Source organism: Clostridium sp. RTP31139st1_H3_RTP31139_211217 (genome assembly GCF_040227035.1).
GTDB lineage: Bacteria > Bacillota > Clostridia > Clostridiales > Clostridiaceae > Clostridium > Clostridium saudiense.
This window is the reverse complement of the sequence record NZ_JBCOAB010000011.1, coordinates 54,709-76,353: the sequence shown is the minus strand read 5'-3', so window position 1 is coordinate 76,353 and position 21,645 is coordinate 54,709. Positions and strand designations below refer to the sequence as shown.

Below are 21,645 nucleotides of genomic sequence, written 5' to 3'. Positions count from 1 at the left end.
CTCTTATAATATCAATTGTTTAAGGCTATTAACATTTTAGATAGTGAGGTAGTTATGGGTATAAATAAATATATAATAGATGAGAATAAAATTAAATTTAGAGATATAGATAAATCAAATTATAATGAGTGTATTTCTTTGAGGGTTGGAGAACATCAAAAGAATTATGTGGCAAGTAATATGTATTCCTTAGTACAGGCTTCTTATGAAGATGGATTGTATCCTTTAGGAATATTTAATGAAGATGAAATGATAGGGTTTTTGTTATATGACTATGATGAAGAGTTAAATGGATGGTCCTTTTCAAGATTTATGATTGATATAAAATATCAAAATAAAGGCTTTGGAAGAAAGGCTTTAGAAAAATTCTTAGAATATTTTCAAAGTAAATTTCCTAATAAAAGTTTATATACAAGTGTTGAAATTGATAATGATATAGCTATTAAGCTATATCAGAAGTATGGATTTGTGATAAAAAGTTCATTTGAATATGCAATTGAAGATGTAACTTATAAGGAGTTTAGAATGATTAAAGAAATTTGGTAAATAGTTAATTTAAGAGAGGGTTAGAGATATGGATATAAGAGTTGGGAATGAAGAAGATATTGATTCTTTAGAAGAACTGTATAATAACATAAATGATTATTTAGAAAGTACAATTAATTATCCAGGATGGAAAAAGGGAATATATCCTGTACGAAAGGATGCAGAAGATGGTATAAGGGAAGGAAATTTATTTGTAGCAGTTGAAAATGGAGATATTATTGGCAGTATGATTTTACGACATGAACCAGAACCAGCTTATTTAAATGTTTCATGGCAAGCGGAATTAGATTACAGTAATGTACTGGTTATTTATACATTTGTAGTGAATCCTAAATTTCTTAAGCGAGGTGTAGGTAAAAATATGCTTGATTTTATCGAGGAATATGCAATGGATAATAAAATAAAATCTATACGTTTAGATGTATATGAAAAAAATATACCTGCTATTAGTTTGTATGAAAAGTGCCACTATAAATTTATTGATACTGTAAGTCTTGGATTGGAAGATATAGGATTAAATTGGTTTAAACTATATGAGAAAATTATATAATAGATAAATGAGATTACTGGAGGGGTATAGAAATAAAATTAATAAAAATAACATTAGAATATGGTAAAGATATTATGAAATATAAGCAGGTACTTTTATAGGCTGGAGATAGCAGGTATGGTTGTATAAATTTAATTATTGTATATATAATATGATGAAAAAATTAAGAAGGTGAATAATATGAATTTAAAATATAAAATAATGAATGAAGAAGATTTTGAAGGTTGCGCATATGAACTTATTGAAGCATTTAAAGAAGAACCTTGGAATGAAGAGTGGACATTTGAACAGGCATTTACAAGAATTGATGAGATTATGTCTGCAAGAGTATCAAGAGGATATGTTGTTTATGATGGAGATACAGTAGTAGCAATGGCTTGTGGAAGAATTATGACTTATATAGATTTTAAAGAATTATGGATTGATGAATTTAGTGTAAATCCTTTATATCAAGGGAAAGGTGTTGGTAGTAAGTTAATAGAATTCATAAGAAATGAGTTAAAAAAGGAAAAGAGTAAAATTTCTTATTTGGCTTTAAATACTGAAAGAGATTATCCGTGTGTTAGTTTTTATGAAAACAATGGATTTAGAGCTTCTGAAACAAATCTCGTAATGTTTGCTAATGTAGATTATAAAGGGAATAATTAAGTAGGGAATAGTGTAAATAAGATTAATGTTATTAATAAGAAGTTATATTAAACGAATAATAAATAGTGTTTAGTATTATTTCTTAGAAAATTGAAAAGTATGGAGAATTAACGTACATTTTATCATTGAAATAAAATTACTTATAGAGTATAATCTTAGAAGTATTAGTAACGGAAGAAAGGAATGTTATATAGATGAGATTAGGGATTGTAGGACTACCAAACGTAGGTAAAAGTACATTATTTAATGCTATAACTAAGGCGGGAGCAGAATCAGCAAACTATCCATTCTGTACAATAGAGCCAAATGTTGGAGTTGTAAGTGTACCAGATAAAAGATTAGATGTTTTAGAAAAAATGTACGGAACTAAGAAAAAAGTGTATACTGCTGTAGAATTTTATGATATTGCAGGATTAGTTAAAGGGGCTTCTAAGGGTGAAGGTTTAGGAAATAAATTCTTATCACACATAAGAGAAGTAGAAGCTATAGTACATGCAGTTAGATGTTTTGAAGATGAAAATGTAGTTCATGTTGAAGGTTCAGTAGATCCTATTAGAGATATAGAAACTATTAATTTAGAACTTATATTTGCAGATTTAGAAGTTTTAGAAAGAAGAATGGAAAAAGGAGTAAAACTTGCTAGATCTGGTGATAAAAAAGCTAAAGCTGAATATGAAATAATGGAAAAGGTTAAGGCTCATTTAGAAGCTAATAAACCAATAAGAACTTTAGAGTTAAATGAAGATGAAGAAGCTTTTGTTAAATCTTTATTCATGATAACTTCTAAACCAGTATTATATTCTTGCAATATATCAGAAGATGATATGATGAGCGGAAACCTTAATAATAAATATGTTCAAATGGTTAAGGAATATGCAGCTAATGAAAATTCAGAAGTAGTTGTTGTATGTGCTAAGCTTGAAGAAGAATTATCAGGATTAGAGGATGAAGAAAAAGCAGAAATGTTAGAAGAATACGGATTGCAAGAATCTGGGTTAGATAAGCTTATAAGAGCATCTTACAAATTATTAGGATTAATAAGTTATTTAACAGCGGGAGTTCAAGAAGTAAGAGCTTGGACAATTAAAGAAGGAACTAAAGCTCCAGCAGCTGCAGGTAAGATTCACTCTGATATTGAAAGAGGATTTATTAGAGCAGAAGTTGTAGGTTATGATGATTTAGTAGCATGTGGTTCAGAAGCTGCAGCTAAAGAAAAAGGTCTTTACAGATTAGAAGGAAAAGAATATGTAATGAAAGATGGAGATGTAGTAAACTTCAGATTTAATGTATAATATTTTTAAAGGGGAGCTGTATAAAACAGTTCCTTTTTTTGCGACAAAAAATATAAGTATGATTCATTTAAAATAATCAATTTAGACATAATTAACAATTAATGTAAAATTGGTAAATAATATGTATTGTCAAATTCAAAATACTTCGTGAAGTATTGCTATTGCTATATTCGTTAAAGAAAAAAATATATTTTAAAGCAAATTTATCTTGAAGGAAATATAATAATTTTATAGAATATATATATAAAGTGGTGTAAAGTGGTTAAAAGTGGTTTAGTAATACTTAGTGGGGGTGCAAAATGTTTATTGGTGAATACTCACATAGCTTAGATAGCAAAAATAGAATGATTGTACCTGCAAAATTAAGGGAAGGACTTGGAGAAAAGTTTGTTATTACTAAAGGGCTTGATGGAGGTCTTTATGCATATCCCATAAGTGAGTGGGAAATGCTTGAAGAAAAACTTAAAAAGTTACCGCTTACCAATAAAGATGCCAGAGCATTTGTAAGATTCTTTTTTTCGGGTGCTTGTGAAGTGGAAACAGACAAGCAAGGAAGAGGATTAATTCCATTAAACCTAAAGGAATACGCCGGCATAGAAAAGGATATAGTAAGTATAGGCGCTTTAACTAGAGTAGAGATTTGGAGTAAGGAAAAATGGCGAGAATATAATGAATCAAATATTGATTTTAATTCAATTGCTGAAAAAATGGGCGATTTAGGAATATAAGGAGTAAAGAAGATGGAATTTAATCACGTATCAGTTTTGCTAAATGAATGTTTAGAAGCACTTAATATTAAGGAAGATGGAATTTATGTAGATTGTACATTAGGAGGAGCAGGTCATTCCTCTCAAATTGTTAAAAGATTATCTAATGAAGGAAGACTAATAGGAATTGACCAAGATAAAGATGCATTAAGAGCAGCTGGAGAAAGGTTACATAATTTCTCAAATGTTACTTTCGTGCATAACAATTTTCATAATATAGGAGCAATTTTAGAAGAGCTTGAAATTGAAAAAGTAGATGGTATTCTAATGGATTTAGGAGTTTCTTCTTATCAATTAGATGAAGGTGAAAGAGGCTTTAGTTATATGAAAGATGCACCTTTAGATATGAGAATGAATAGAGAAAATAATTTTTCAGCCTATGATGTTGTAAATGATTATAGTGAAGAAGAATTATATAGAATCATAAGAGATTATGGAGAAGAAAAGTTTGCAAAAAGAATTGCTAATTTTATTGTTACTAGAAGAAGTGAAAAAAATATAGAAACAACATTAGAGCTAGTTGAAATAATTAAAAATGCAATTCCAGCAAAAGCAAGAAGAGAAGGACCTCATCCAGCAAAAAGAACTTTCCAAGCTATTAGAATTGAAGTTAATAGTGAACTATCAATTTTAAATAAAGCAATAGAAGATGGAGTTAATAAATTAAACAAAGGTGGAAGAATGGCTATAATTACTTTCCATTCTTTAGAAGATAGAATTGTTAAAAACAAGTTTAGAGACTTAGCTGTATCTTGTAGATGTCCAAAAGAATTTCCAATTTGTATATGTGGAGAAAAAGCAAAAGTAAAAGTAATTAGCAGAAAAGCAATAGAACCTTCAAAAGAAGAGGTTGAAGTTAACCCTAGAAGTAGAAGTGCAAAACTTAGAGTAATTGAAAAAATATAAAATATAAATATTATGAAAATTGGCAGGGATGTGAATAAAATGGGAGTTAGGGAATATGATTATATAAGAGGAAATACAGCTTTAGCACCAGAGAGAAAAATAAGAGAAGCTGAAAAGCAAAGAGAAAAACAAAATAAACAAAAAGCTAAAAGAGCATATGAAAAGAAGATGAATCTTTTAATTAGTGGCTTTACAGTAGGTACAATTATGTTTGCCTTAGGTGCCACAACTTTATTTTTAGATAGTAAAATACATGATTACCAAAAGCAATTACTAATTTTAGAAAGCAATATGAAAGAAGAGGAAGATGTAAATGCTGCAATAAATGTTGAAATGCTTAAATTCGCATCTTTCGATAAAATAAAAAGTACTGCAGAAGAAGAATTAGGAATGGTTTATCCCAATTCTGAAAGCACTATAACTATTGATATGTCAAAAGAATATTTTTCTCATTTAAAAACTAAGGAGAATAATAAGAATAATTTTTTACAAAAAATTATGGCTGCATTTAATTAATGAATAGTTAATAGGTTTATCTGCTTTGAAAATTATTTACAAGTACTTAAATCCTTGCTTATTCATTGATTAGATGTTTCCGTGGAGGAATTTCATATGAATAAGAAAGGATTTAAAGACAGAGCTGTCATGCGAAAAAGGATGGTTCTAGCTTTATGGTTTATTACTGCTGTTTTTGGTTTGTTAATAGTAAGGTTATCTTATATCATGATTGTTAAAAGAGATGACTATTCGAGCAGAGCAGAAGAACAATGGACCAGTGAAGTTAGAATTGAGGCTAGAAGAGGTAGAATACTAGATAGAAATGGAAATGAACTTGCAGTTTCAGCTAATGTATATAGAGTTGATTTCGACTTAAATTCAATAAGACAATATTTAAAGAAAAATGATAAGACTACTGATGATATTGCACCGCTTATTGCAGAAGCTACAGGTATAGAAACAGCTACAGTTAAAGATAAATTAGAAACAAAACTTGCCAATGGTAGTGATGCAGGTTCTGCTACCTTGGTTAGAAGAGTTGAAAAAGATGTAGCAGATAAGGTTAATGAATTAAGCATTCAAGGTGTTATTGTTTCACCAGATACAAAGAGATATTATCCTGAAGGAGATTTTTTATCTCATGTTCTAGGAAGTACTAATAGTGATGGACAAGGTTTGACAGGTGTGGAATTACAATATAATGAATACCTTTCAGGTGTACCAGGATTAAGAATAAGTGAGCTTGATAGAAATAGTGAAGCACTAGATTACACAATTTCAAACTTTACAACTCCAATTGATGGTAAAGATGTAACTTTAACAATTGATAAAAACTTACAAGCTATAGCAGAAAAAGTAGCAGAAAAAGGTTTAGTAGATAATAAGGCAAAAAGAGTTTCAATACTAATAATGAATCCGCAAAATGGTGAAATTTTAGCAATGGTAAATGAACCAGATTTTGATCCTAATAATCCTTTTGAAGGGTATGAAGATTTTGTTGGTGAAACTGATGCTGAAAAGCTTCAAAAGATGTGGAGAAACAGTTTAGTAAATGACACATTTGAACCAGGTTCTATTTTTAAGGTTATTACAATGTCCACTGCAATTGAAGAAGGATTAGTTACTGAATCAGATCAATTTACATGTGGTGGTAGCTTACAAGTAGGTCCTCATACAATTAAGTGTTGGAAGCATGGTGGTCATGGAACTCAAATATTACCGGAAATACTTCAAAATTCTTGTAACGTTGGTTTTATGAAACTTGGAGAAAAAATAGGTAGTGAAAAACTTGTAGAATATATTAAGAAGTTCGGTTTTGGGCAAGTTTCAGGTGTTGATTTACCAGGAGAAGCAAGAGGAATTGTTAAATCTGCTGAAAATATGAATGATGCAGACCTTGCTACAATATCTTTTGGACAAACTAATACTGTAAATGCAGTGCAATACATGACTGCATTTAATGCTATAGTTAATGGCGGAACATTAATTCAACCTCATGTTATGAAATATATAAATCATACTGATAGCAATGGTAATGTGGTTATAGATGAAGAGTTTGAACCTAAAACTGTTGAAAATGTTATTTCTGAATCAACTGCAGCTACATTAAGGGATTATTTAGAAAGAACTGTTAATCAAGGTGGGTCTAATAAAGCTTATATAGCAGGATATCATATAGGAGCAAAAACAGGTACAGCTCAAAAAGTTAATCCTCTAACTGGAGGATATGAATCTGGAAAGTATATTTCATCTATGGCTGGATTTGCAACAACAGATAATCCACAAATAACAGTTTTTATTACTATTGATGAACCAAGTAATGGAGCTTACTATGCAGGTGTTGTTACTGCTCCATTAGGTAAAGTATTATTAGAAGATATATTTAACTACATGAATGAAGAATTTTCAGAAGATGAAAATGTTATATTAAAAGATGTAGTTTTACCAGAATTAAGAGGAAGTTCTGTAGCTGATGCAAAGAAAGTATTAAAAGACCTAAATATAGAATGTACAGTAGAAGGGGATGGCGATACAATTACAAATATGCAGCCTTATCCAGGATATGCTGTTAAGGAAGGTTCTACAATAAATCTTTACACAGATCAAAATGAATCTTATAATAAAGATGTAGTAATGCCTGATGTAAGAGGTTATTCTAAAGAATCTGCTATAGAGCTATTAAATAGTCTAGGAATAGAAACTACAATTCAAGGAGATGGAGTTGTAATAAATCAAAGTATTCCTAGTGGTGAACTTATTTCTGAAGGCACGGTTGTTAAGATTACATTAAGTGCTGAGTATGAAGAAGATTAATTATTAATTAAGTTGTTTAGCATGTGGATTTTTCACATGCTAAATTTATGTATAGGATAAATTTTTATTTTTTAGAATAATAAAATAAAGTAAGGCTTATAATTATAAATAATTAACAAATAGATGTATAAAAAATATTTGAAAGATGAAAGTAGAGTGATTATTATGCAAATAACTTTTAATGAAATGTTAAAAGCTATGGATGGAGAAGTTATTGTACAAGGAAAGGAAATTAAATTTAATAAGATTTGTATTGATACAAGAAAAGTTGAAAAAGATAATGTATTTCTTGCAATTAAAGGGGCTAATTTTAATGGGAATGATTTTGCATTAAAAGCATTAGAATTAGGTGCATCTGTAGTAATTATAGATGAAGTTAAATTTAATATAGAAGATGTTAATGTAAATGGAACAGTAATTAAAGTAAAGAATACAAGACAAGCACTTTTAGATTTAGCAAAGTTTTATAGAGAAAAGTTAGGACTTAAAGTAATAGGCGTAACTGGTTCTACTGGAAAAACTTCTACTAAAGATTTAATAGCCGCTCTATTAAGTGATAAGTATAAAGTTTTTAAGACTAAGGGAAATTTTAATAATGATATAGGCTTACCATTAATGATATTAGAATTGACATGTGATTATGATGTAGCAGTTTTAGAAATGGGAATGAGCTCATTAGGTGAAATAGAATTGCTTGCAGATGTGGCAAGACCTGATATAGGTGTTATAACTAATATAGGATTATCGCATATAGAAAATTTAAAAACTCAAGAAAATATATTAAAAGCTAAGATGGAAATAAGCACTTTCTTTAATGAAAACAATGTTTTAATAGTTAATGGAGAAGATGAATTTTTAAAGAATATTTCTGGAAAAAGTTTTAAAGTTAAAAAAATTGGTTATAATCATGAATATGATGTTTACGCATCTAATATTATATTAAGAGAAGATGAAACAGAGTTTCTAGCTCATGCTTTTGGTGAAGAAGCTGTATTTACTCTACCAATGGCAGGAAAACACAATGTGTTAAATACAATGTTAGCTATCGAAGTTGCAGAGTGTTTAAATGTATCTTTTAAGGAAATGATTTTAGGATTAGAGAATATTGAAGCAACATCAATGAGATTACAAGTGATAAAAAGAGAAGGGCTTACTATAATTAATGATTGTTATAATGCAAGTCCAGATTCTATGAAATCTTCTTTAGATGTACTTTCTGCTTATAAAAATTGTAGAAAGGTTGCTATATTAGGAGATATGTATGAACTTGGAGATGAAGCTAAAAGAGCTCATTTCGAAGTAGGGGAATACGCAAGAGATAAAGTTGATCTATTAATCGTAATAGGTGAACATATAAATAACTTTAAAGATGGTTTTAAGAATGATAATATAATCATGTACAATACTAAAGAGGAATGCATAAAAGAATTGAAAAGTATTGTTAAAAAGGATGACGTTGTATTAGTTAAAGCATCAAGAGGTGTTAAACTAGAAGACGTTGTTAAAAAATTAGAAGAGGTTTAATTATACGAAGGAGGTGAACTGCTTTTTATAGCAGTAAAAGATGGGGGATAGTATTATGAACATATTACAAGGAGATATAACAAAAACATTAATAATTACATTTGTATTAGGAGTTATTATAGCTTTAATACTTGGACCAATTACAATTCCTTTATTAAAGAGATTAAAGTTTGGTCAAAATATTAGAGAAGAAGGTCCTAAAAGCCATTTAAAGAAAGCTGGAACACCTACAATGGGTGGTGTAATGTTCATTTTATCAACTACAATAGTTATGTTGATTGTAAGTCGTAGCTTGACTGATAAAGGAATGGTTGCATTATACTCACTAATAGCATTTGGATTTATAGGATTTTTAGATGATATTTTAAAAATACTAAAAAAACAAAGTGAAGGATTAAAAGCTTGGCAAAAGATGGTTCTTTTATTAATAGTTTCAGGAGCATTTGCTTATTATAGCTATGTAAATTTACCACATGATATTGCGATACCTTTTACAAGTATGACTCTTCCTTTAGGAGTATTATATATACCATTTGTTATTTTTGTTTATGCGTCTATGACAAATGCAGTAAACTTAACTGATGGATTAGATGGTTTAGCATCTACAGTATCAGTTTTAGTATTAACATTTTTTGCAGTATTAACATTTATATTAAAGGATTATTCATTAACTGTTTTTTCAGTAGCTTTAATAGCTGGATTAATAGGTTTCTTAAAATTTAATGCATATCCTGCAAAAGTTTTTATGGGAGATACAGGTTCTCTTGCAATTGGAGGAGCAATAACAACTATAGCAATTATAAGCGGAAATCCATTAATAATAGTTTTAGTTGGTGGAATTTATGTAATAGAAGCTTTATCAGTAATAATTCAAGTTACTTCATTTAAATTAACTGGTAAAAGAGTGTTTAAAATGGCTCCAATACATCATCACTTTGAACAATGTGGATGGAATGAAGTTAAAATAGTAACAGTATTTTCAATTATAACAGTACTTTTATGTATAATAGGTTTTTTTGCAATTTAGTAATTAAATTGGAGGAATGTCTATGAATTTTAATAGGCCCAAGGATAATAAGAATATGGGGCAAATAGATTATGGAATTTTTTACACGCTATGTATATTGTTATCTATAGGTGTTGTAATGGTATATTCCGCTAGCTCATTTTATGCTATGTTTCATAATAATGATAGTATGTATTTCTTTAAAAGACAATTAATTTGGGCAATTATTGGTGTAATTTCTATGACAGTAATGATGTCGATTGATTATCATAAGCTTAAGAAAATTACACCAACATTACTTATATGTACAATTCCACTATTAATTGCGGTATTCTTTTTCCCAGCAATTAATGGTGCGAAGAGATGGATTTCGTTAGGTCCATTATCTTTTCAACCGTCTGAGTTAACAAAATATGCAGTTGTAATGTTTTTAGCTTTTAGTATTGATTTAAAAGGTGATAAAGTAAAAGACTTTTGGCATGGGTTAGTACCATATTTAGGCGTTGCAGGTTTCTTTGCAGCATTAATATTAGCTGAACATAATATGAGTATTGCAGCTATTATAATGATAGTTACATTTATAATGCTTTTTGTAGCAGGAGGAAAAATAAAACATCTTTTTGGAATTATTTTACCTGCACTATTTACATTAGCTATATTTTTTATATTTAGTTCGGACTACAGAAGAGAAAGAATGTTAAACTTTATAGATCCATGGAAAGATGCAGCAGATGCTGGATATCAATTAATACAATCATTTTTAGCATTAGGTTCTGGAGGATTAACAGGATTAGGGTTAGGTCAATCAAGACAAAAAACCTTATATATGCCTGAACCCCATAATGATTTTATTTTTTCCATAATAGGTGAAGAAGTAGGATTAATAGGATGCTTATTTATAATAGGGTTGTTTTTGATATTTATATGGAGAGGTGTTAAAGTTGCTATGAATGCAAGAGATACTTATGGTAAATTATTAGCAATGGGTATAACTTCAATTATAGCAGTTCAAGCTATAATAAATATAGCAGTTGTAACTGGTTCTATGCCTGTTACTGGAGTACCGATGCCATTCATTAGTTATGGTGGTACGTCACTAGTAATTAATTTAACGGCAATGGGGATTTTACTTAACATTTCAAGGCAAGTTGAAAGGAAAATAGTATAATATAGGTTGGTAAGAGCTTCTAATTTTAGAGGCTCTTAAATTTTTATGTACAATAATCCAAGAATAATATAAAATAATTATAAAAAATTACAGGTTTTATGTTAAAATTATAGTAAAAGATTGAAATAATGAGGGATAAGGTAAGTGATGAAAGACGCAAAAAAGTTTATAAAAGCAAAAAAAAGAAAAAAGTTAATAAAAAAGGTAACTTTAATGACGATAGTAATAGTAGTAGCTTTATTTATTTTCTTTACTAAAGCACCAATTTTTAATATTAAGTCTATTACCTTTAAGGGAAATGTTACTATAGCAAAAGAGGTTTTATATAGTGAAGTAGAGGATAGAATAGGGTTAAATATTTTTACTGTAAATCAGAAAAGCATAAAAGAGGAAATTTTAAAGAACAGATATGTTAGTTCTGTTAGTGTAAAAAGAAAAGGCCTTAATGGATTAGTGATACAAATAACAGAGGAAGCTCCAGTTTATTACATAAACGATGGAACTAAAATTTCAATTATTAATGAAAACTTAGATGTAATAGAAGAAGTTGATAATCTTGAAGGAAGAAATTTAGTTGAGATAAAGGGATTGGATTTAAGTATAGTTAATGATAAAAGTCGTGTAGATGATTTGCATACATACAAGAATATTTTAGCTAATTTTTATCCATTTATTTCTCAAAATAAAGAAGAAATTCATCTTTCAAGTTTAGATATAAGCAATATTGTAAACATAATTGGATATATAGGCGATATTGAAATATTCTTTGGCGATGATAGTGATTTATACAATAAAATGGAAAATGTGTATAGAATAATTCTAAATGATGGTATAAATATGAAAAAAGGATATATTAATGTTAGTATAAATGGTTCACCAGTAATAAAAAATGAACCAGTTGAAGAAGATGAAGCAGAAAGTAATGAAGAAAATCAAGTTACAGATGAATTTGAGCAGGATGTAATTATTCAGGGGTTAGAGTAGGAGGAATAAAATGAATAGAGCAGTATCTCAGGTAGTTGTGGCAGCTGTTTGTGCATTATTAGGTTTTTTATTAACTTATCAGTTTAAGGAATTAAATTCAGCTAATAGTGGTAATATTGATTATAATAGTTCGGATATTTTATCAGAAATAGAAAACTTAAAAAAAGAAAAAGAAGATTTGCAAAAAAATAATGAAATACTTTCAGAAGAGTTAAAACAATTAGAAGATGCAGCAGCAAAAGAAGGGGAAGTTGAAGGAGAAATTAAAAAGCAACTGGATAATGCAAGAATGCAACTTGGACTATTAGATGTAAAAGGACCAGGATTAGTTGTTACATTAGCTTTAAAAAATTCAGTATTTGGAACTAATGGAACTCAAAATGTAAATACTGTTAGTGAAGAAGAAATTGTAAATTTAATTAACTCTTTATGGTATGCAGGAGCGGAAGCAATTTCTATAAATGAAATGAGAATTACGCCTCAAACAGGTATAAAGACTGCTGGTAGTTCAATTTCTATAGGTTCTGCAGGTAGAATTGATCCTAATAGTGAAATTACTATAAAAGCTATTGGAGATAAAAATAAATTAAATCTTGCTGTTAATTTTCCAGGAGTTTTAGATTATGGAGCATTAAAAAGTTATAGTAGTGATGTTAAACAAAGTGATGATATAACAATAGTAAAGACAACTCAATCATTAAGGTATGAGTATATAAAACCGGTACAATAAAGGAGGAAGTTTATGATAGCAGTTATAGGTTTATTATTAGGCGTGTTTTTAGGATTAATTTTTGATGTAAATATACCAGAGAATTTTTCTCCTTATATGTCAGTTGCAATTTTAGCATGTTTAGATTCTGTATTTGGAGCTTTTAGGGCATCATTAAATAATAATTTTAAGCCAGATATATTTATATCAGGTTTTTTTGGAAATGCTTTACTTGCTGCAGGATTAGCATATTTAGGAGATAAATTAGGGATTCCAATATATATCGCAGCAGTAATAGTATTCGGTGGTAGAATATTTGATAATTTTGGATCAATTAGAAGAATTTTATTAGAAAAGTTTAAAAATAAACAAAGAGGTGATTAAGTGATAAAAAATACAAGTAAATTTTTTATTTTACTAGCCTCGATTTTAATAGGTTTTTTAATTGTAGTTAATGTAGGAAAGAATAGTATTAATGGATTCTTTAATATGAATTCAATTGAATATAAGGATGCAATTGAAGAAAGAAATAAGCTATATTATGATATAACAGCATTAAGTGAAGACAATTATGAGTTAATTAAAAGAATTGCATTACTTGATGTTGATGATGACGGAAATAGTGAAAAAGTAGTAGAGCATATGAAAGAACAATTAGATATATATTCTTTACTTTCGGGAGTAGATGCAACAAAGGGGTCAGGTATTATATTGACAATTAATGATGGAGATTACAATATCCATACTGATTCTCAAGATGAAGTAAATAGAAAAACTTTACATTCAGCAGATGCAGCATTAATATTAAATGAATTAAGAACCGCAGGAGCTGAAGCTATTGCAATAAATAATTATAGAGTTTTAAATACAACTGGACTTGTATGTGCATGGGCATTTATAAGATTCGAGGAAAATGGTAATGATATGGAAGGAGCTCCTTTTAAATTTTATGCAATAGGAGATCCAGATCAATTAGAAGCAGCATTACTAGCAGAAGGTAGTCATATCAATGAATTATTAATAAGAAAATTGAAGATTACCATTGACAAATATGATGAAATGGAATTACCAAAGGCAGTTAAATCAATTTCACCCAAATTTATGGAAAGAGCCGATAATTAAATTAAAAAAAGTATTAAAAATTATAAAGAAAAATGTTATAATTATATAGTAGTATAGAAGGGAATTTTATACTTTTGAAGAATATAAATGTATGGAAGATATTATGCTCTTTCAAGGGAGGGATAAATATTAGTATTGCAGAGAAAAATATGGCAATTTTAAATGAAATACCTAAGGACGTTACTTTAGTAGCTGTATCTAAAACTAAACCCATAGAAATGATAATGGAATGTTATGATATTGGTCAAAGAGATTTTGGAGAAAATAAGGTTCAAGATTTAATTGCTAAAAAAGAAGTATTACCTAAAGATATAAGGTGGCATTTTATAGGTAAATTACAAACAAATAAAGTGAAGTATTTAGTAAATAATGTTCACTTAATACATTCTTTATCTAGTATAAAGCTATTGGGAAAAATAGAAAGTGAATTTGGAAAAAATAATTTATCTGCAGATGTACTTATTCAAATAAATATTGGAAGAGAAGAAAGCAAAAGTGGTATTTATGAAGAAGAGCTTGAAGATATGATCAAAGCTGTTGAAAATTGCAATCATGTTAATGTCAAAGGCCTTATGGTTATAATACCGAAAGGTACTGATGAGGAAAATAGATATTATTTTAATAAAACTAAAAAAATATTTGATAACTTAAAAGATAGAAAGCTTAAAAATATATCTATGCAAGTTTTATCAATGGGAATGACAAATGATTATAAAATTGCAATCCAAGAAGGAGCTACAATGATAAGAGTTGGTTCTGGAATATTTGGATTAAGAGAAAAGTAGGAGGATGGAGTAAATGAGTATGTTTGAAAAATTTAAAGAAATAATAGGTGGCGGAGATTATGATGAAGACTTCGATGATATAGATGAAGTTGAAGAAGAGGAAGAAGAAGTTGAAGAAGTTGAACCAATAATCTCTAAACAAAGAGGTAATAAGGTTGTTAATATTCATAATTCAGCATCAGCTAAGGTTATGGTTGTTAAGCCTGCTTCTTATGATGAAGCTAGAGAAATTGCGGAAGCAATAAAAAATAGAAAAATTGTAGTTGTTAACACTACAGCTATGGAAACTAAAATAGCACAAAGATTAGTTGACTTTATTAGTGGTGCTTGTTGTGTATTAGGAGCTCAGCTTCAAGAAGTTGAACAAAGAGTATATTTACTTTCACCATCAAATGTTGAAGTTAGTAATGAATTAAGAACTGAAATAAGCTCAAAAGCACTTTTCAATTGGAATAAGTAGGAGGTGATTCCAATAGGAATCATAGGTAGTTTTTTATATTTACTATTTTCAGTTTTGAATATAACAATTTTAGCTGAGGTAATTTTATCATATATACCTAGTATTACTGAAAGTAATTTTTATAGAATTTTAATTTCATTGAATTATCCTATATTATAACCTTTTAGAAGAATTCAAGAAAAATTTTTTGGAAATATGATGATTGATTTTGCGCCTCTTATGGCAATTGTTGTATTAAATTTAATTAGTGGGATGTTGTTATAATAATGATTTCTAAAGAAGATATTTTAAAAAATTTTTTAAAAGAAGATACTGAAGATGTTTTAAAGGTTTATGAATGCATGAGTTTAGCCTATAGCAAAGGTATTCCTATGTTTACTAAATTCTTTTGTAAACCTAATATATGGCTTTTCTTTATTAATAAATTTAATTCGAATAATTTCAAAGTAGAAGCTAAGGGTGCTTTTGATGAATGTGATAGAAGAATACTAGCATTTAATAATATTTATGATATTCCTATGCCTTATAGGATTGTAAAAATTATTAATAAATCTAAATTTAACAATTTATGTCATAAAGATTATTTAGGAGCTATTATGGCTTTAGGATTAGAAAGAGAAAAGCTAGGTGATTTAAGAGTAATCGATGATTTTGCAATAGTCCCTATTTATGATGAGGTTGCTGATTATGTTATAAGTGAATTAAGTAGCGTAGGAAGAGCTCCTGTAATTGTTGAAGAAGTATTTGAAGATAATTTACCTAAGTGCAATTATGTAGAGGAAATTATAATAGTTTCATCTCTTAGATTAGATAGTATAGTTGCAAAACTTGCTAAATTATCAAGAGGAAAAGCAATTGATTTGATTGATAGTGGAAAAGTATTAGTTGATTATTCTAAGAGTTCACAAAAGAGTAAAGATATAAAAACTAATCAAAGGATTACTATTGGAGGAACAGGAAAGTTCATAATAGGGGAAATTGTAGGAAGCACAAAAAGTGGAAAATATAAAGTTAAAATAAACAAATTTGTATAGAAGAGGTGGATGGAATGAAATTAACTCCTATGGATATAAACAACAAAGAATTTAAAAAAGGAATAAGAGGATATTCAGTTGAAGAAGTAGATGAGTTCTTAGATGAAGTTGTTGAAAACTATGAGGAAGTATATAAAGAAAATTCTAGATTAAAGGAAAGCTTAAGCAGAGTTAATGAGAAACTTGAACATTATGAAAAATTAGAAGTTACAATACAAAATACACTTTTATTAGCTCAAAATGCAGCTGATCAAGCTAAGGAAAGTTCTGAAAAGCAAGCAGAATTAATAATTGGAAATGCAAATGAAACAGCACAAAGAATTTTAGATAAAGCTCATGGTGATGTTATTGCAATTAACGATGAGTATGAAAGAGTTAAGCAAGAGTTTATAAAGTTTAGAGCTAAATTTAGAGGATTTATGAATACACAGCTTCAGACATTCGATGAATTAGAAAAAGATTTAACAAAGAATTACAATGTTGCTCAACCTATAGACAAGTATGAGCTTCATGAAAAAGAAGCTGAAACTTTTACTAATGATGAAAAAGAAGAATTTAATGTAGAAGATCTTAATGATGATATAAATGAGGTTAAGAGCTTCTATGCTAATAACTAATACATATAGGAGGCCGATATTCGGTCTCCTTTAGTTAATTTATTCATTATTATTTTAAGTTAAGAATTTAGTTTATAATTCATACTACTATTGAGTAACATAAGTTTATATATTATAATGTCTTAAGAATACAAATAGACGGAGTAAAATTATATGGAAAAATTAAATTATTCAATAAGTAATGAAGAACAGGGACAAAGAATAGATAAGTATTTATCATTGATGATAGAAGGAAAATCTAGATCATTCATTCAAGGTTTAATAGATGATAAGAAAGTTATGGCTAATGGAAAGGTTATAAAAAGCAACTATAAGTTAAAAAATAATGATGAGATTACTGTAGAAATGCCGGATCCGATAGAACTAAATGTTGAACCAGAAGAAATGGATTTAGATATTATTTATGAAGATGAAGATGTTATAATAGTAAATAAGGCAAAAGGGGTTGTTGTTCATCCTGCTCCAGGAAATTATACTGGAACTTTAGTTAATGGAATATTACATCATTGCAGTGATTTATCAGGAATTAACGGTATAATAAGACCTGGTATTGTACATAGAATTGATAAAGATACATCAGGAATACTTGTTATAGCTAAAAATGATGAGGCTCATAATAAATTAGCAGTTCAATTTAAGGATCATTCTATTAAGAGAGAGTATTATGCTTTAGTAGAAGGAAAGTTTAGTAGTACTACTGGAACTATTAATAAGCCTTTAGGAAGAGATAAAAAAGACAGAATAAAAATGGCTATTAATGAAGATGGTAAAAGAGCTGTTACTCATTATGAGGTTTTAGAGCAATATGATAAGGGGATATCATTAGTAAAATGTACGCTAGAAACGGGGAGAACACATCAAATAAGAGTTCATATGGCTTCTATAGGTCATCCATTAGTAGGTGATTTAGTGTATGGATATAAAAGACAAAAATTTAATGTTGAAGGTCAAGTATTACATGCTAAAACTTTAGGGTTTATTCATCCAAGAACTAATGAATATATGGAATTTACATCAGAGTTGCCAGAGTATTTTAAAGAATTATTAAATAAACTGAATTCTTAAATTTATAAAGAAAGTTTTAGCTTTAAATTGAAGTTAAAATTTAATATCTGAAAATATATAAAGTAAGGAGTTATTTTTATGAAATTAAAGGCAAATTTATTAGATGCAAATGCAGTTAGAAGAAGTTTAATTAGAATTTCTCATGAAATAATCGAAAAAAATAAAGGTGTAGAAGATATTGTATTAATTGGGATAAAAAGAAGAGGATATCCTTTAGCTAAGAGAATTGCTGAAAATATTGAAAAAATAGAAGGAGTATCTGTAGAAGTTGGATATGTTGATATAACTCTTTATAGAGATGACATAACTGAAGTTACAGAAGCACCTAAAATAAATTCAGTTGATTTAGGAGTTGAAGTAAAGGGTAAAAAAGTAATATTAGTTGATGATGTTTTATTTACTTGTAGAACTGTAAGAGCAGCTATAGAGGCTATAATTGATGGCGGAAGACCATTATCAATTCAATTAGCTGTACTAATAGATAGAGGACATAAGGAGTTGCCAATAAGAGCAGATTACGTAGGAAAAAATATACCAACATCAAAAACTGAAATAGTTGCAGTTGAAATAAACGAAATAGATGGAGAAGATTCAGTTAAAATATATGAATCTTAAAAGGAGACATAAATAATGGAATATAATTTAGTAGCAACAACAACTTTTGGGCTGGAAGGAATAACAGCAAAAGAGTTAAAGGCATTAGGATATGAAGATTTAACAGTTGAAAATGGAAAGGTTCATTTTGAAGGGGATGAAATGGATATTGCAATAGCTAATGTTCATTTAAGAACTGCAGATAGAATTTTTATTAAAATGGCAGAATTCGAAGCAAGAAGTTTTGAAGAATTATTCCAAGGAACTAAAGCTGTAAAATGGAGTGATATTATACCTGTAAATGGTGTTATGCACGTTGTAGGTAAATCTGTTAAGTCTACACTTTTTAGTGTTCCAGATTGTCAATCAATTGTTAAAAAAGCTATAGTAACAAGTATGAGCGAATCATATGGAGTATCTCATTTTTCTGAAGATGGACCAGTTTATAAGATAGAAGTATCAATTTTAAAGGATGTTGTAACTTTATCTATTGATACAAGTGGTGTAGGTCTTCACAAAAGAGGTTATAGAGAAGAAGCTGGTATTGCTCCATTAAAAGAAACATTAGCAGCTGCATTAGTTTTAATATCAAGATGGAAAGAAGATTATACTTTAGTTGATCCATTTTGTGGTTCAGGAACTATTTTAATAGAAGCAGCAATGATAATGCAAAATATAGCACCAGGTTTATTTAGAAACTTCGTAGCAGAAACTTGGCCAACTATAGGTTCAGAGGTATTTGAACAAGTAAAAGAAGGTGCAGAAAGATCTATTAAAAATAAGGATATAAAACTTATAGGTTATGATATAGATGGAAGAATGCTTAAGATTGCTAGAAGCAATTCACAAAAAGCTGGAGTTGCTAAATACATTGAATTCCAAAAGAGAGATTTCAAACAATTCTCAAGTAGTGAGAAAAATGCATTTATTATAACAAATCCTCCATATGGTGAAAGACTAGGAGAGAAAAAAGAAGTAGAAGAGCTTTATAAGTATTTAGGTATGAATAAGAGAAAGCTTGATACTTGGGATTTCAATATACTAACTTCTTATGAAGGTTTTGAAGTACCATTTGGTAGAAAAGCTACGAAAAATAGAAAGCTTTATAATGGTAAATTAAAATGTTACTACTATCAATACTTTGATAATGAAAAGATAAAGAACAATGGAGATATGGTTGTAAACCATATTTAAGGTAGTTAGAGTTAGAATAAAGAGAATGAAAAAGGTTAAATTGTAAAGCAATTTAACCTTTTTAATCTATTTCCTTTCTAGATTCAAACTTTTAATATCAGAAGGATCAACAGTCATTGTATAGTTTGTATGGTATATAACCATTCCAGGTTTAGCACCATTAGGCTTTTTTAAATTTTTTACTAATGTGTAATCAACATCTACTTTTGAAGATTCTTTTGCTTTACTGTAATATGCAGCTAAAGTTGCAGCTTCTACTAAAGTATTATCAGGAACATCGTTAGAACAAACAATTACATGTGATCCAGGAATATTTTTAGTGTGAAGCCACATATGATTTTTGTTTGCAAACTTTAATGATAAATTATCATTTTGAATATTATTTTTACCTACAAAAATGTCAATTCCGTCTGATGAGATATAGTGAAGCGGTTTTGATGGTTTTGCTTTTTTATTATTTTTACCATTAGCTTTTCTTTTTCTTACATAACCAGTTGAAATAAGTTCCTCTTTAATATCATCAATTTCAGTATAGCTTTCGCAATTTTCAATGTTAGTTAATACTGAGTTAAGATACTCTAATTCATCACTATTTTTTTCTAATTGTTCAATAGCTGATTCCTCTGATTTTTTTAACTTATTATACTTTTTATAATAGCTTTGAACATTTTCAGATGGTGTTTTGTTTTCATCAAGTGGTATAGTTACCTCTTCACCATCTTCACTAAAGAAATTAACAGTAGTGAATGAACTATCACCTTTTTTAATACTATAGATATAGGAAGTTAATAAATCGCCTTTTATTTTGAAATCTTCTTTATCATTACATTTTTCTAAGACACTATTTAATTTATTTTCTTTCTTTAAACATCTTTCAATATTAGTAGTTACTAATTTTTGAAGATTTACAGAACGTCCTTTAATTCTTTCTTGTTTATCCTTTTCTAAATAGTATTTATCCATTAATTCATGAATATTATCAAATACTTGCGGTGTAAAATTATCCTCAAGTTGATCTAATGGAAGCATATAAAAGTCTACATAATTGCCATCTTTATCTTTGTATATAGTAAAGACTTCGTTATCAATCAAATCTTTTAAGAATTTAGATAAGAATATGCTTATATTTTCTATTGAAAAATCATTATAAGTTTTATTATATTCCATAAATAAATGCTCAGATAATGGTTTGCTAATACCAGTAAAGCAAGAAACAAAGAAATTTTTGTTAAAAGTTATAGAATTATTATTCACAAACTCTTGCAAAGTGGTATTATTATAAGAGAAAGGATTAATTTTAGTTGATTTTGGAGGAAGTTTGTAAGTTATTCCTGGATACAAAACTCTAAAACTATTCATTGAAGGAGAAATATGTTTTATACACTCCATAATTTTATTATCTCTTTCTCTTACTAAAGTAATATTACTGTGTCTACCCATTATTTCTACTATTAATGTGTAGATACTATTAAAACCAAGTTCATCAGATGATTCAATAAGGAATTTTACAATTCTATCACCTTCAAGTTGGACAATATCAATTATTTTACCACCGATTAAATATTTTCTAAGAACCATTGTAAACATAGGAGCCTGCAAAGGGTTAGCTTTTATAACTTCTGTTAAGTTAAACCTTGGATATTTTGGTGAAGCAGATACTAAAAGTTTAAGATTCTTTCTTTCTTTTCGTAAAGTTATTATAATTTCATCTTTTTCAGGCTGATTAATTTTATCAATTTTAGAATTTAATATTGATTTTTTTAAATCTTCAACTAAACTATATAAGTAGATACCGTCTATTGCCATAAATTTCATCCTTTCTTTAGTATTAATTAAAGTAAGTATATCATTATTTTTTGTAAT

The 21,645-nt window shown here is 28.4% G+C and carries 23 protein-coding genes; 22 read left to right on the top strand and 1 reads right to left on the bottom strand.

What is annotated here, in order from left to right; genetic code table 11:
- Positions 1–15: 15 nt before the first annotated feature.
- The 22 genes from ABUA17_RS07105 to ABUA17_RS07000 all read left to right on the top strand — a co-directional run bounded on the left by ABUA17_RS07105 (position 16) and on the right by ABUA17_RS07000 (position 19,782).
- Positions 16–546: a GNAT family N-acetyltransferase gene (locus ABUA17_RS07105; protein ID WP_242833233.1), complete on the top strand. Its 531-nt coding sequence runs from the start codon at positions 16–18 to the stop codon at positions 544–546.
- A gap of 28 nt (positions 547–574) precedes the next feature.
- A complete protein-coding gene (locus tag ABUA17_RS07100) occupies positions 575–1,096 on the top strand; it encodes a GNAT family N-acetyltransferase (RefSeq protein ID WP_055275747.1) in 522 nt (173 codons plus the stop codon).
- Between the two features lie 180 nt (positions 1,097–1,276).
- Positions 1,277–1,744: a GNAT family N-acetyltransferase gene (locus tag ABUA17_RS07095; protein WP_052330626.1), complete on the top strand. Its 468-nt coding sequence runs from the start codon at positions 1,277–1,279 to the stop codon at positions 1,742–1,744.
- Between the two features lie 194 nt (positions 1,745–1,938).
- A complete protein-coding gene (gene ychF / locus ABUA17_RS07090; protein ID WP_042396633.1) occupies positions 1,939–3,036 on the top strand; it encodes a redox-regulated ATPase YchF in 1,098 nt (365 codons plus the stop codon).
- A 299-nt stretch (positions 3,037–3,335) separates the two neighbouring features.
- On the top strand, positions 3,336–3,764 hold the full coding sequence (mraZ, locus tag ABUA17_RS07085; protein ID WP_042396637.1) for a division/cell wall cluster transcriptional repressor MraZ: 429 nt from the start codon (positions 3,336–3,338) through the stop codon (positions 3,762–3,764).
- 12 nt (positions 3,765–3,776) lie between these two features.
- On the top strand, positions 3,777–4,709 hold the full coding sequence (gene rsmH, locus ABUA17_RS07080) for a 16S rRNA (cytosine(1402)-N(4))-methyltransferase RsmH (protein WP_042396640.1): 933 nt from the start codon (positions 3,777–3,779) through the stop codon (positions 4,707–4,709).
- 12 nt (positions 4,710–4,721) lie between these two features.
- The gene (locus ABUA17_RS07075; RefSeq protein ID WP_195953529.1) at positions 4,722–5,225 is read left to right on the top strand and encodes a hypothetical protein; all 504 of its coding nucleotides are present in this window, start codon (positions 4,722–4,724) and stop codon (positions 5,223–5,225) included.
- A gap of 96 nt (positions 5,226–5,321) precedes the next feature.
- Positions 5,322–7,520 carry a stage V sporulation protein D gene (locus ABUA17_RS07070; RefSeq protein ID WP_349817930.1) on the top strand — a complete coding sequence of 733 codons (2,199 nt, stop codon included), beginning with the start codon at positions 5,322–5,324 and terminating at the stop codon, positions 7,518–7,520.
- Positions 7,521–7,685: 165 nt separating this feature from the next.
- A complete protein-coding gene (locus ABUA17_RS07065; RefSeq protein WP_042396649.1) occupies positions 7,686–9,044 on the top strand; it encodes a UDP-N-acetylmuramoyl-tripeptide--D-alanyl-D-alanine ligase in 1,359 nt (452 codons plus the stop codon).
- 40 nt (positions 9,045–9,084) lie between these two features.
- The gene (gene mraY / locus ABUA17_RS07060; RefSeq protein WP_042396652.1) at positions 9,085–10,071 is read left to right on the top strand and encodes a phospho-N-acetylmuramoyl-pentapeptide-transferase; all 987 of its coding nucleotides are present in this window, start codon (positions 9,085–9,087) and stop codon (positions 10,069–10,071) included.
- A gap of 22 nt (positions 10,072–10,093) precedes the next feature.
- Complete coding sequence (gene spoVE, locus ABUA17_RS07055) at positions 10,094–11,218, top strand: stage V sporulation protein E (RefSeq protein ID WP_042396656.1); 1,125 nt, start codon at positions 10,094–10,096, stop codon at positions 11,216–11,218.
- A gap of 147 nt (positions 11,219–11,365) precedes the next feature.
- Positions 11,366–12,202, top strand: a complete 837-nt coding sequence (locus ABUA17_RS07050) for a cell division protein FtsQ/DivIB (protein WP_154820417.1) — start codon at positions 11,366–11,368, stop codon at positions 12,200–12,202.
- 10 nt (positions 12,203–12,212) lie between these two features.
- On the top strand, positions 12,213–12,932 hold the full coding sequence (locus ABUA17_RS07045; protein WP_042396661.1) for a DUF881 domain-containing protein: 720 nt from the start codon (positions 12,213–12,215) through the stop codon (positions 12,930–12,932).
- 12 nt (positions 12,933–12,944) lie between these two features.
- Positions 12,945–13,295 (top strand): small basic family protein, encoded by a 351-nt coding sequence (locus ABUA17_RS07040; RefSeq protein ID WP_042396664.1) that lies wholly within the window; start codon positions 12,945–12,947, stop codon positions 13,293–13,295.
- Entirely contained in the window at positions 13,296–14,033 is a 738-nt protein-coding gene (locus tag ABUA17_RS07035) for a DUF881 domain-containing protein (protein WP_154820416.1), read from the top strand. It abuts the gene before it with no gap.
- Positions 14,034–14,161: 128 nt separating this feature from the next.
- Positions 14,162–14,818: a YggS family pyridoxal phosphate-dependent enzyme gene (locus ABUA17_RS07030; protein ID WP_394805641.1), complete on the top strand. Its 657-nt coding sequence runs from the start codon at positions 14,162–14,164 to the stop codon at positions 14,816–14,818.
- 13 nt (positions 14,819–14,831) lie between these two features.
- The gene (locus tag ABUA17_RS07025; RefSeq protein WP_042396673.1) at positions 14,832–15,278 is read left to right on the top strand and encodes a cell division protein SepF; all 447 of its coding nucleotides are present in this window, start codon (positions 14,832–14,834) and stop codon (positions 15,276–15,278) included.
- 266 nt (positions 15,279–15,544) lie between these two features.
- Complete coding sequence (locus tag ABUA17_RS07020) at positions 15,545–16,312, top strand: YlmH/Sll1252 family protein (RefSeq protein ID WP_042396676.1); 768 nt, start codon at positions 15,545–15,547, stop codon at positions 16,310–16,312.
- Positions 16,313–16,326: 14 nt separating this feature from the next.
- Complete coding sequence (locus ABUA17_RS07015) at positions 16,327–16,929, top strand: DivIVA domain-containing protein (protein ID WP_042396681.1); 603 nt, start codon at positions 16,327–16,329, stop codon at positions 16,927–16,929.
- Between the two features lie 153 nt (positions 16,930–17,082).
- The gene (locus ABUA17_RS07010; RefSeq protein ID WP_042396683.1) at positions 17,083–17,994 is read left to right on the top strand and encodes an RluA family pseudouridine synthase; all 912 of its coding nucleotides are present in this window, start codon (positions 17,083–17,085) and stop codon (positions 17,992–17,994) included.
- Positions 17,995–18,072: 78 nt separating this feature from the next.
- Complete coding sequence (pyrR, locus tag ABUA17_RS07005; RefSeq protein WP_042396687.1) at positions 18,073–18,609, top strand: bifunctional pyr operon transcriptional regulator/uracil phosphoribosyltransferase PyrR; 537 nt, start codon at positions 18,073–18,075, stop codon at positions 18,607–18,609.
- Between the two features lie 15 nt (positions 18,610–18,624).
- Positions 18,625–19,782: a THUMP domain-containing class I SAM-dependent RNA methyltransferase gene (locus ABUA17_RS07000; RefSeq protein WP_055275729.1), complete on the top strand. Its 1,158-nt coding sequence runs from the start codon at positions 18,625–18,627 to the stop codon at positions 19,780–19,782.
- 66 nt (positions 19,783–19,848) lie between these two features.
- Here the strand turns inward: ABUA17_RS07000 and ABUA17_RS06995 are convergent, their stop codons facing one another.
- Complete coding sequence (locus ABUA17_RS06995; protein ID WP_195951051.1) at positions 19,849–21,588, bottom strand: Rqc2 family fibronectin-binding protein; 1,740 nt, start codon at positions 21,586–21,588, stop codon at positions 19,849–19,851.
- Positions 21,589–21,645: the final 57 nt, after the last annotated feature.

Excerpts from the sequence above, each read along its gene's own strand:
- ABUA17_RS07075 (WP_195953529.1), top strand. The coding sequence starts at position 4,722 with ATGAAAATTGGCAGGGATGTGAATAAAATGGGAGTTAGGGAATATGAT.
- spoVE (WP_042396656.1), top strand. The coding sequence starts at position 10,094 with ATGAATTTTAATAGGCCCAAGGATAATAAGAATATGGGGCAAATAGAT.
- ABUA17_RS07010 (WP_042396683.1), top strand. The coding sequence starts at position 17,083 with ATGGAAAAATTAAATTATTCAATAAGTAATGAAGAACAGGGACAAAGA.
- ABUA17_RS07000 (WP_055275729.1), top strand. The coding sequence starts at position 18,625 with ATGGAATATAATTTAGTAGCAACAACAACTTTTGGGCTGGAAGGAATA.
- pyrR (WP_042396687.1), top strand. The coding sequence starts at position 18,073 with ATGAAATTAAAGGCAAATTTATTAGATGCAAATGCAGTTAGAAGAAGT.
- mraY (WP_042396652.1), top strand. The coding sequence starts at position 9,085 with ATGGGGGATAGTATTATGAACATATTACAAGGAGATATAACAAAAACA.
- ABUA17_RS07040 (WP_042396664.1), top strand. The coding sequence starts at position 12,945 with ATGATAGCAGTTATAGGTTTATTATTAGGCGTGTTTTTAGGATTAATT.
- ABUA17_RS07065 (WP_042396649.1), top strand. The coding sequence starts at position 7,686 with ATGCAAATAACTTTTAATGAAATGTTAAAAGCTATGGATGGAGAAGTT.
- ABUA17_RS06995 (WP_195951051.1), bottom strand. The coding sequence starts at position 21,588 with ATGGCAATAGACGGTATCTACTTATATAGTTTAGTTGAAGATTTAAAA.
- rsmH (WP_042396640.1), top strand. The coding sequence starts at position 3,777 with ATGGAATTTAATCACGTATCAGTTTTGCTAAATGAATGTTTAGAAGCA.
- mraZ (WP_042396637.1), top strand. The coding sequence starts at position 3,336 with ATGTTTATTGGTGAATACTCACATAGCTTAGATAGCAAAAATAGAATG.
- ABUA17_RS07050 (WP_154820417.1), top strand. The coding sequence starts at position 11,366 with ATGAAAGACGCAAAAAAGTTTATAAAAGCAAAAAAAAGAAAAAAGTTA.
- ychF (WP_042396633.1), top strand. The coding sequence starts at position 1,939 with ATGAGATTAGGGATTGTAGGACTACCAAACGTAGGTAAAAGTACATTA.
- ABUA17_RS07095 (WP_052330626.1), top strand. The coding sequence starts at position 1,277 with ATGAATTTAAAATATAAAATAATGAATGAAGAAGATTTTGAAGGTTGC.
- ABUA17_RS07020 (WP_042396676.1), top strand. The coding sequence starts at position 15,545 with ATGATTTCTAAAGAAGATATTTTAAAAAATTTTTTAAAAGAAGATACT.
- ABUA17_RS07015 (WP_042396681.1), top strand. The coding sequence starts at position 16,327 with ATGAAATTAACTCCTATGGATATAAACAACAAAGAATTTAAAAAAGGA.
- ABUA17_RS07100 (WP_055275747.1), top strand. The coding sequence starts at position 575 with ATGGATATAAGAGTTGGGAATGAAGAAGATATTGATTCTTTAGAAGAA.
- ABUA17_RS07045 (WP_042396661.1), top strand. The coding sequence starts at position 12,213 with ATGAATAGAGCAGTATCTCAGGTAGTTGTGGCAGCTGTTTGTGCATTA.
- ABUA17_RS07070 (WP_349817930.1), top strand. The coding sequence starts at position 5,322 with ATGAATAAGAAAGGATTTAAAGACAGAGCTGTCATGCGAAAAAGGATG.
- ABUA17_RS07025 (WP_042396673.1), top strand. The coding sequence starts at position 14,832 with ATGAGTATGTTTGAAAAATTTAAAGAAATAATAGGTGGCGGAGATTAT.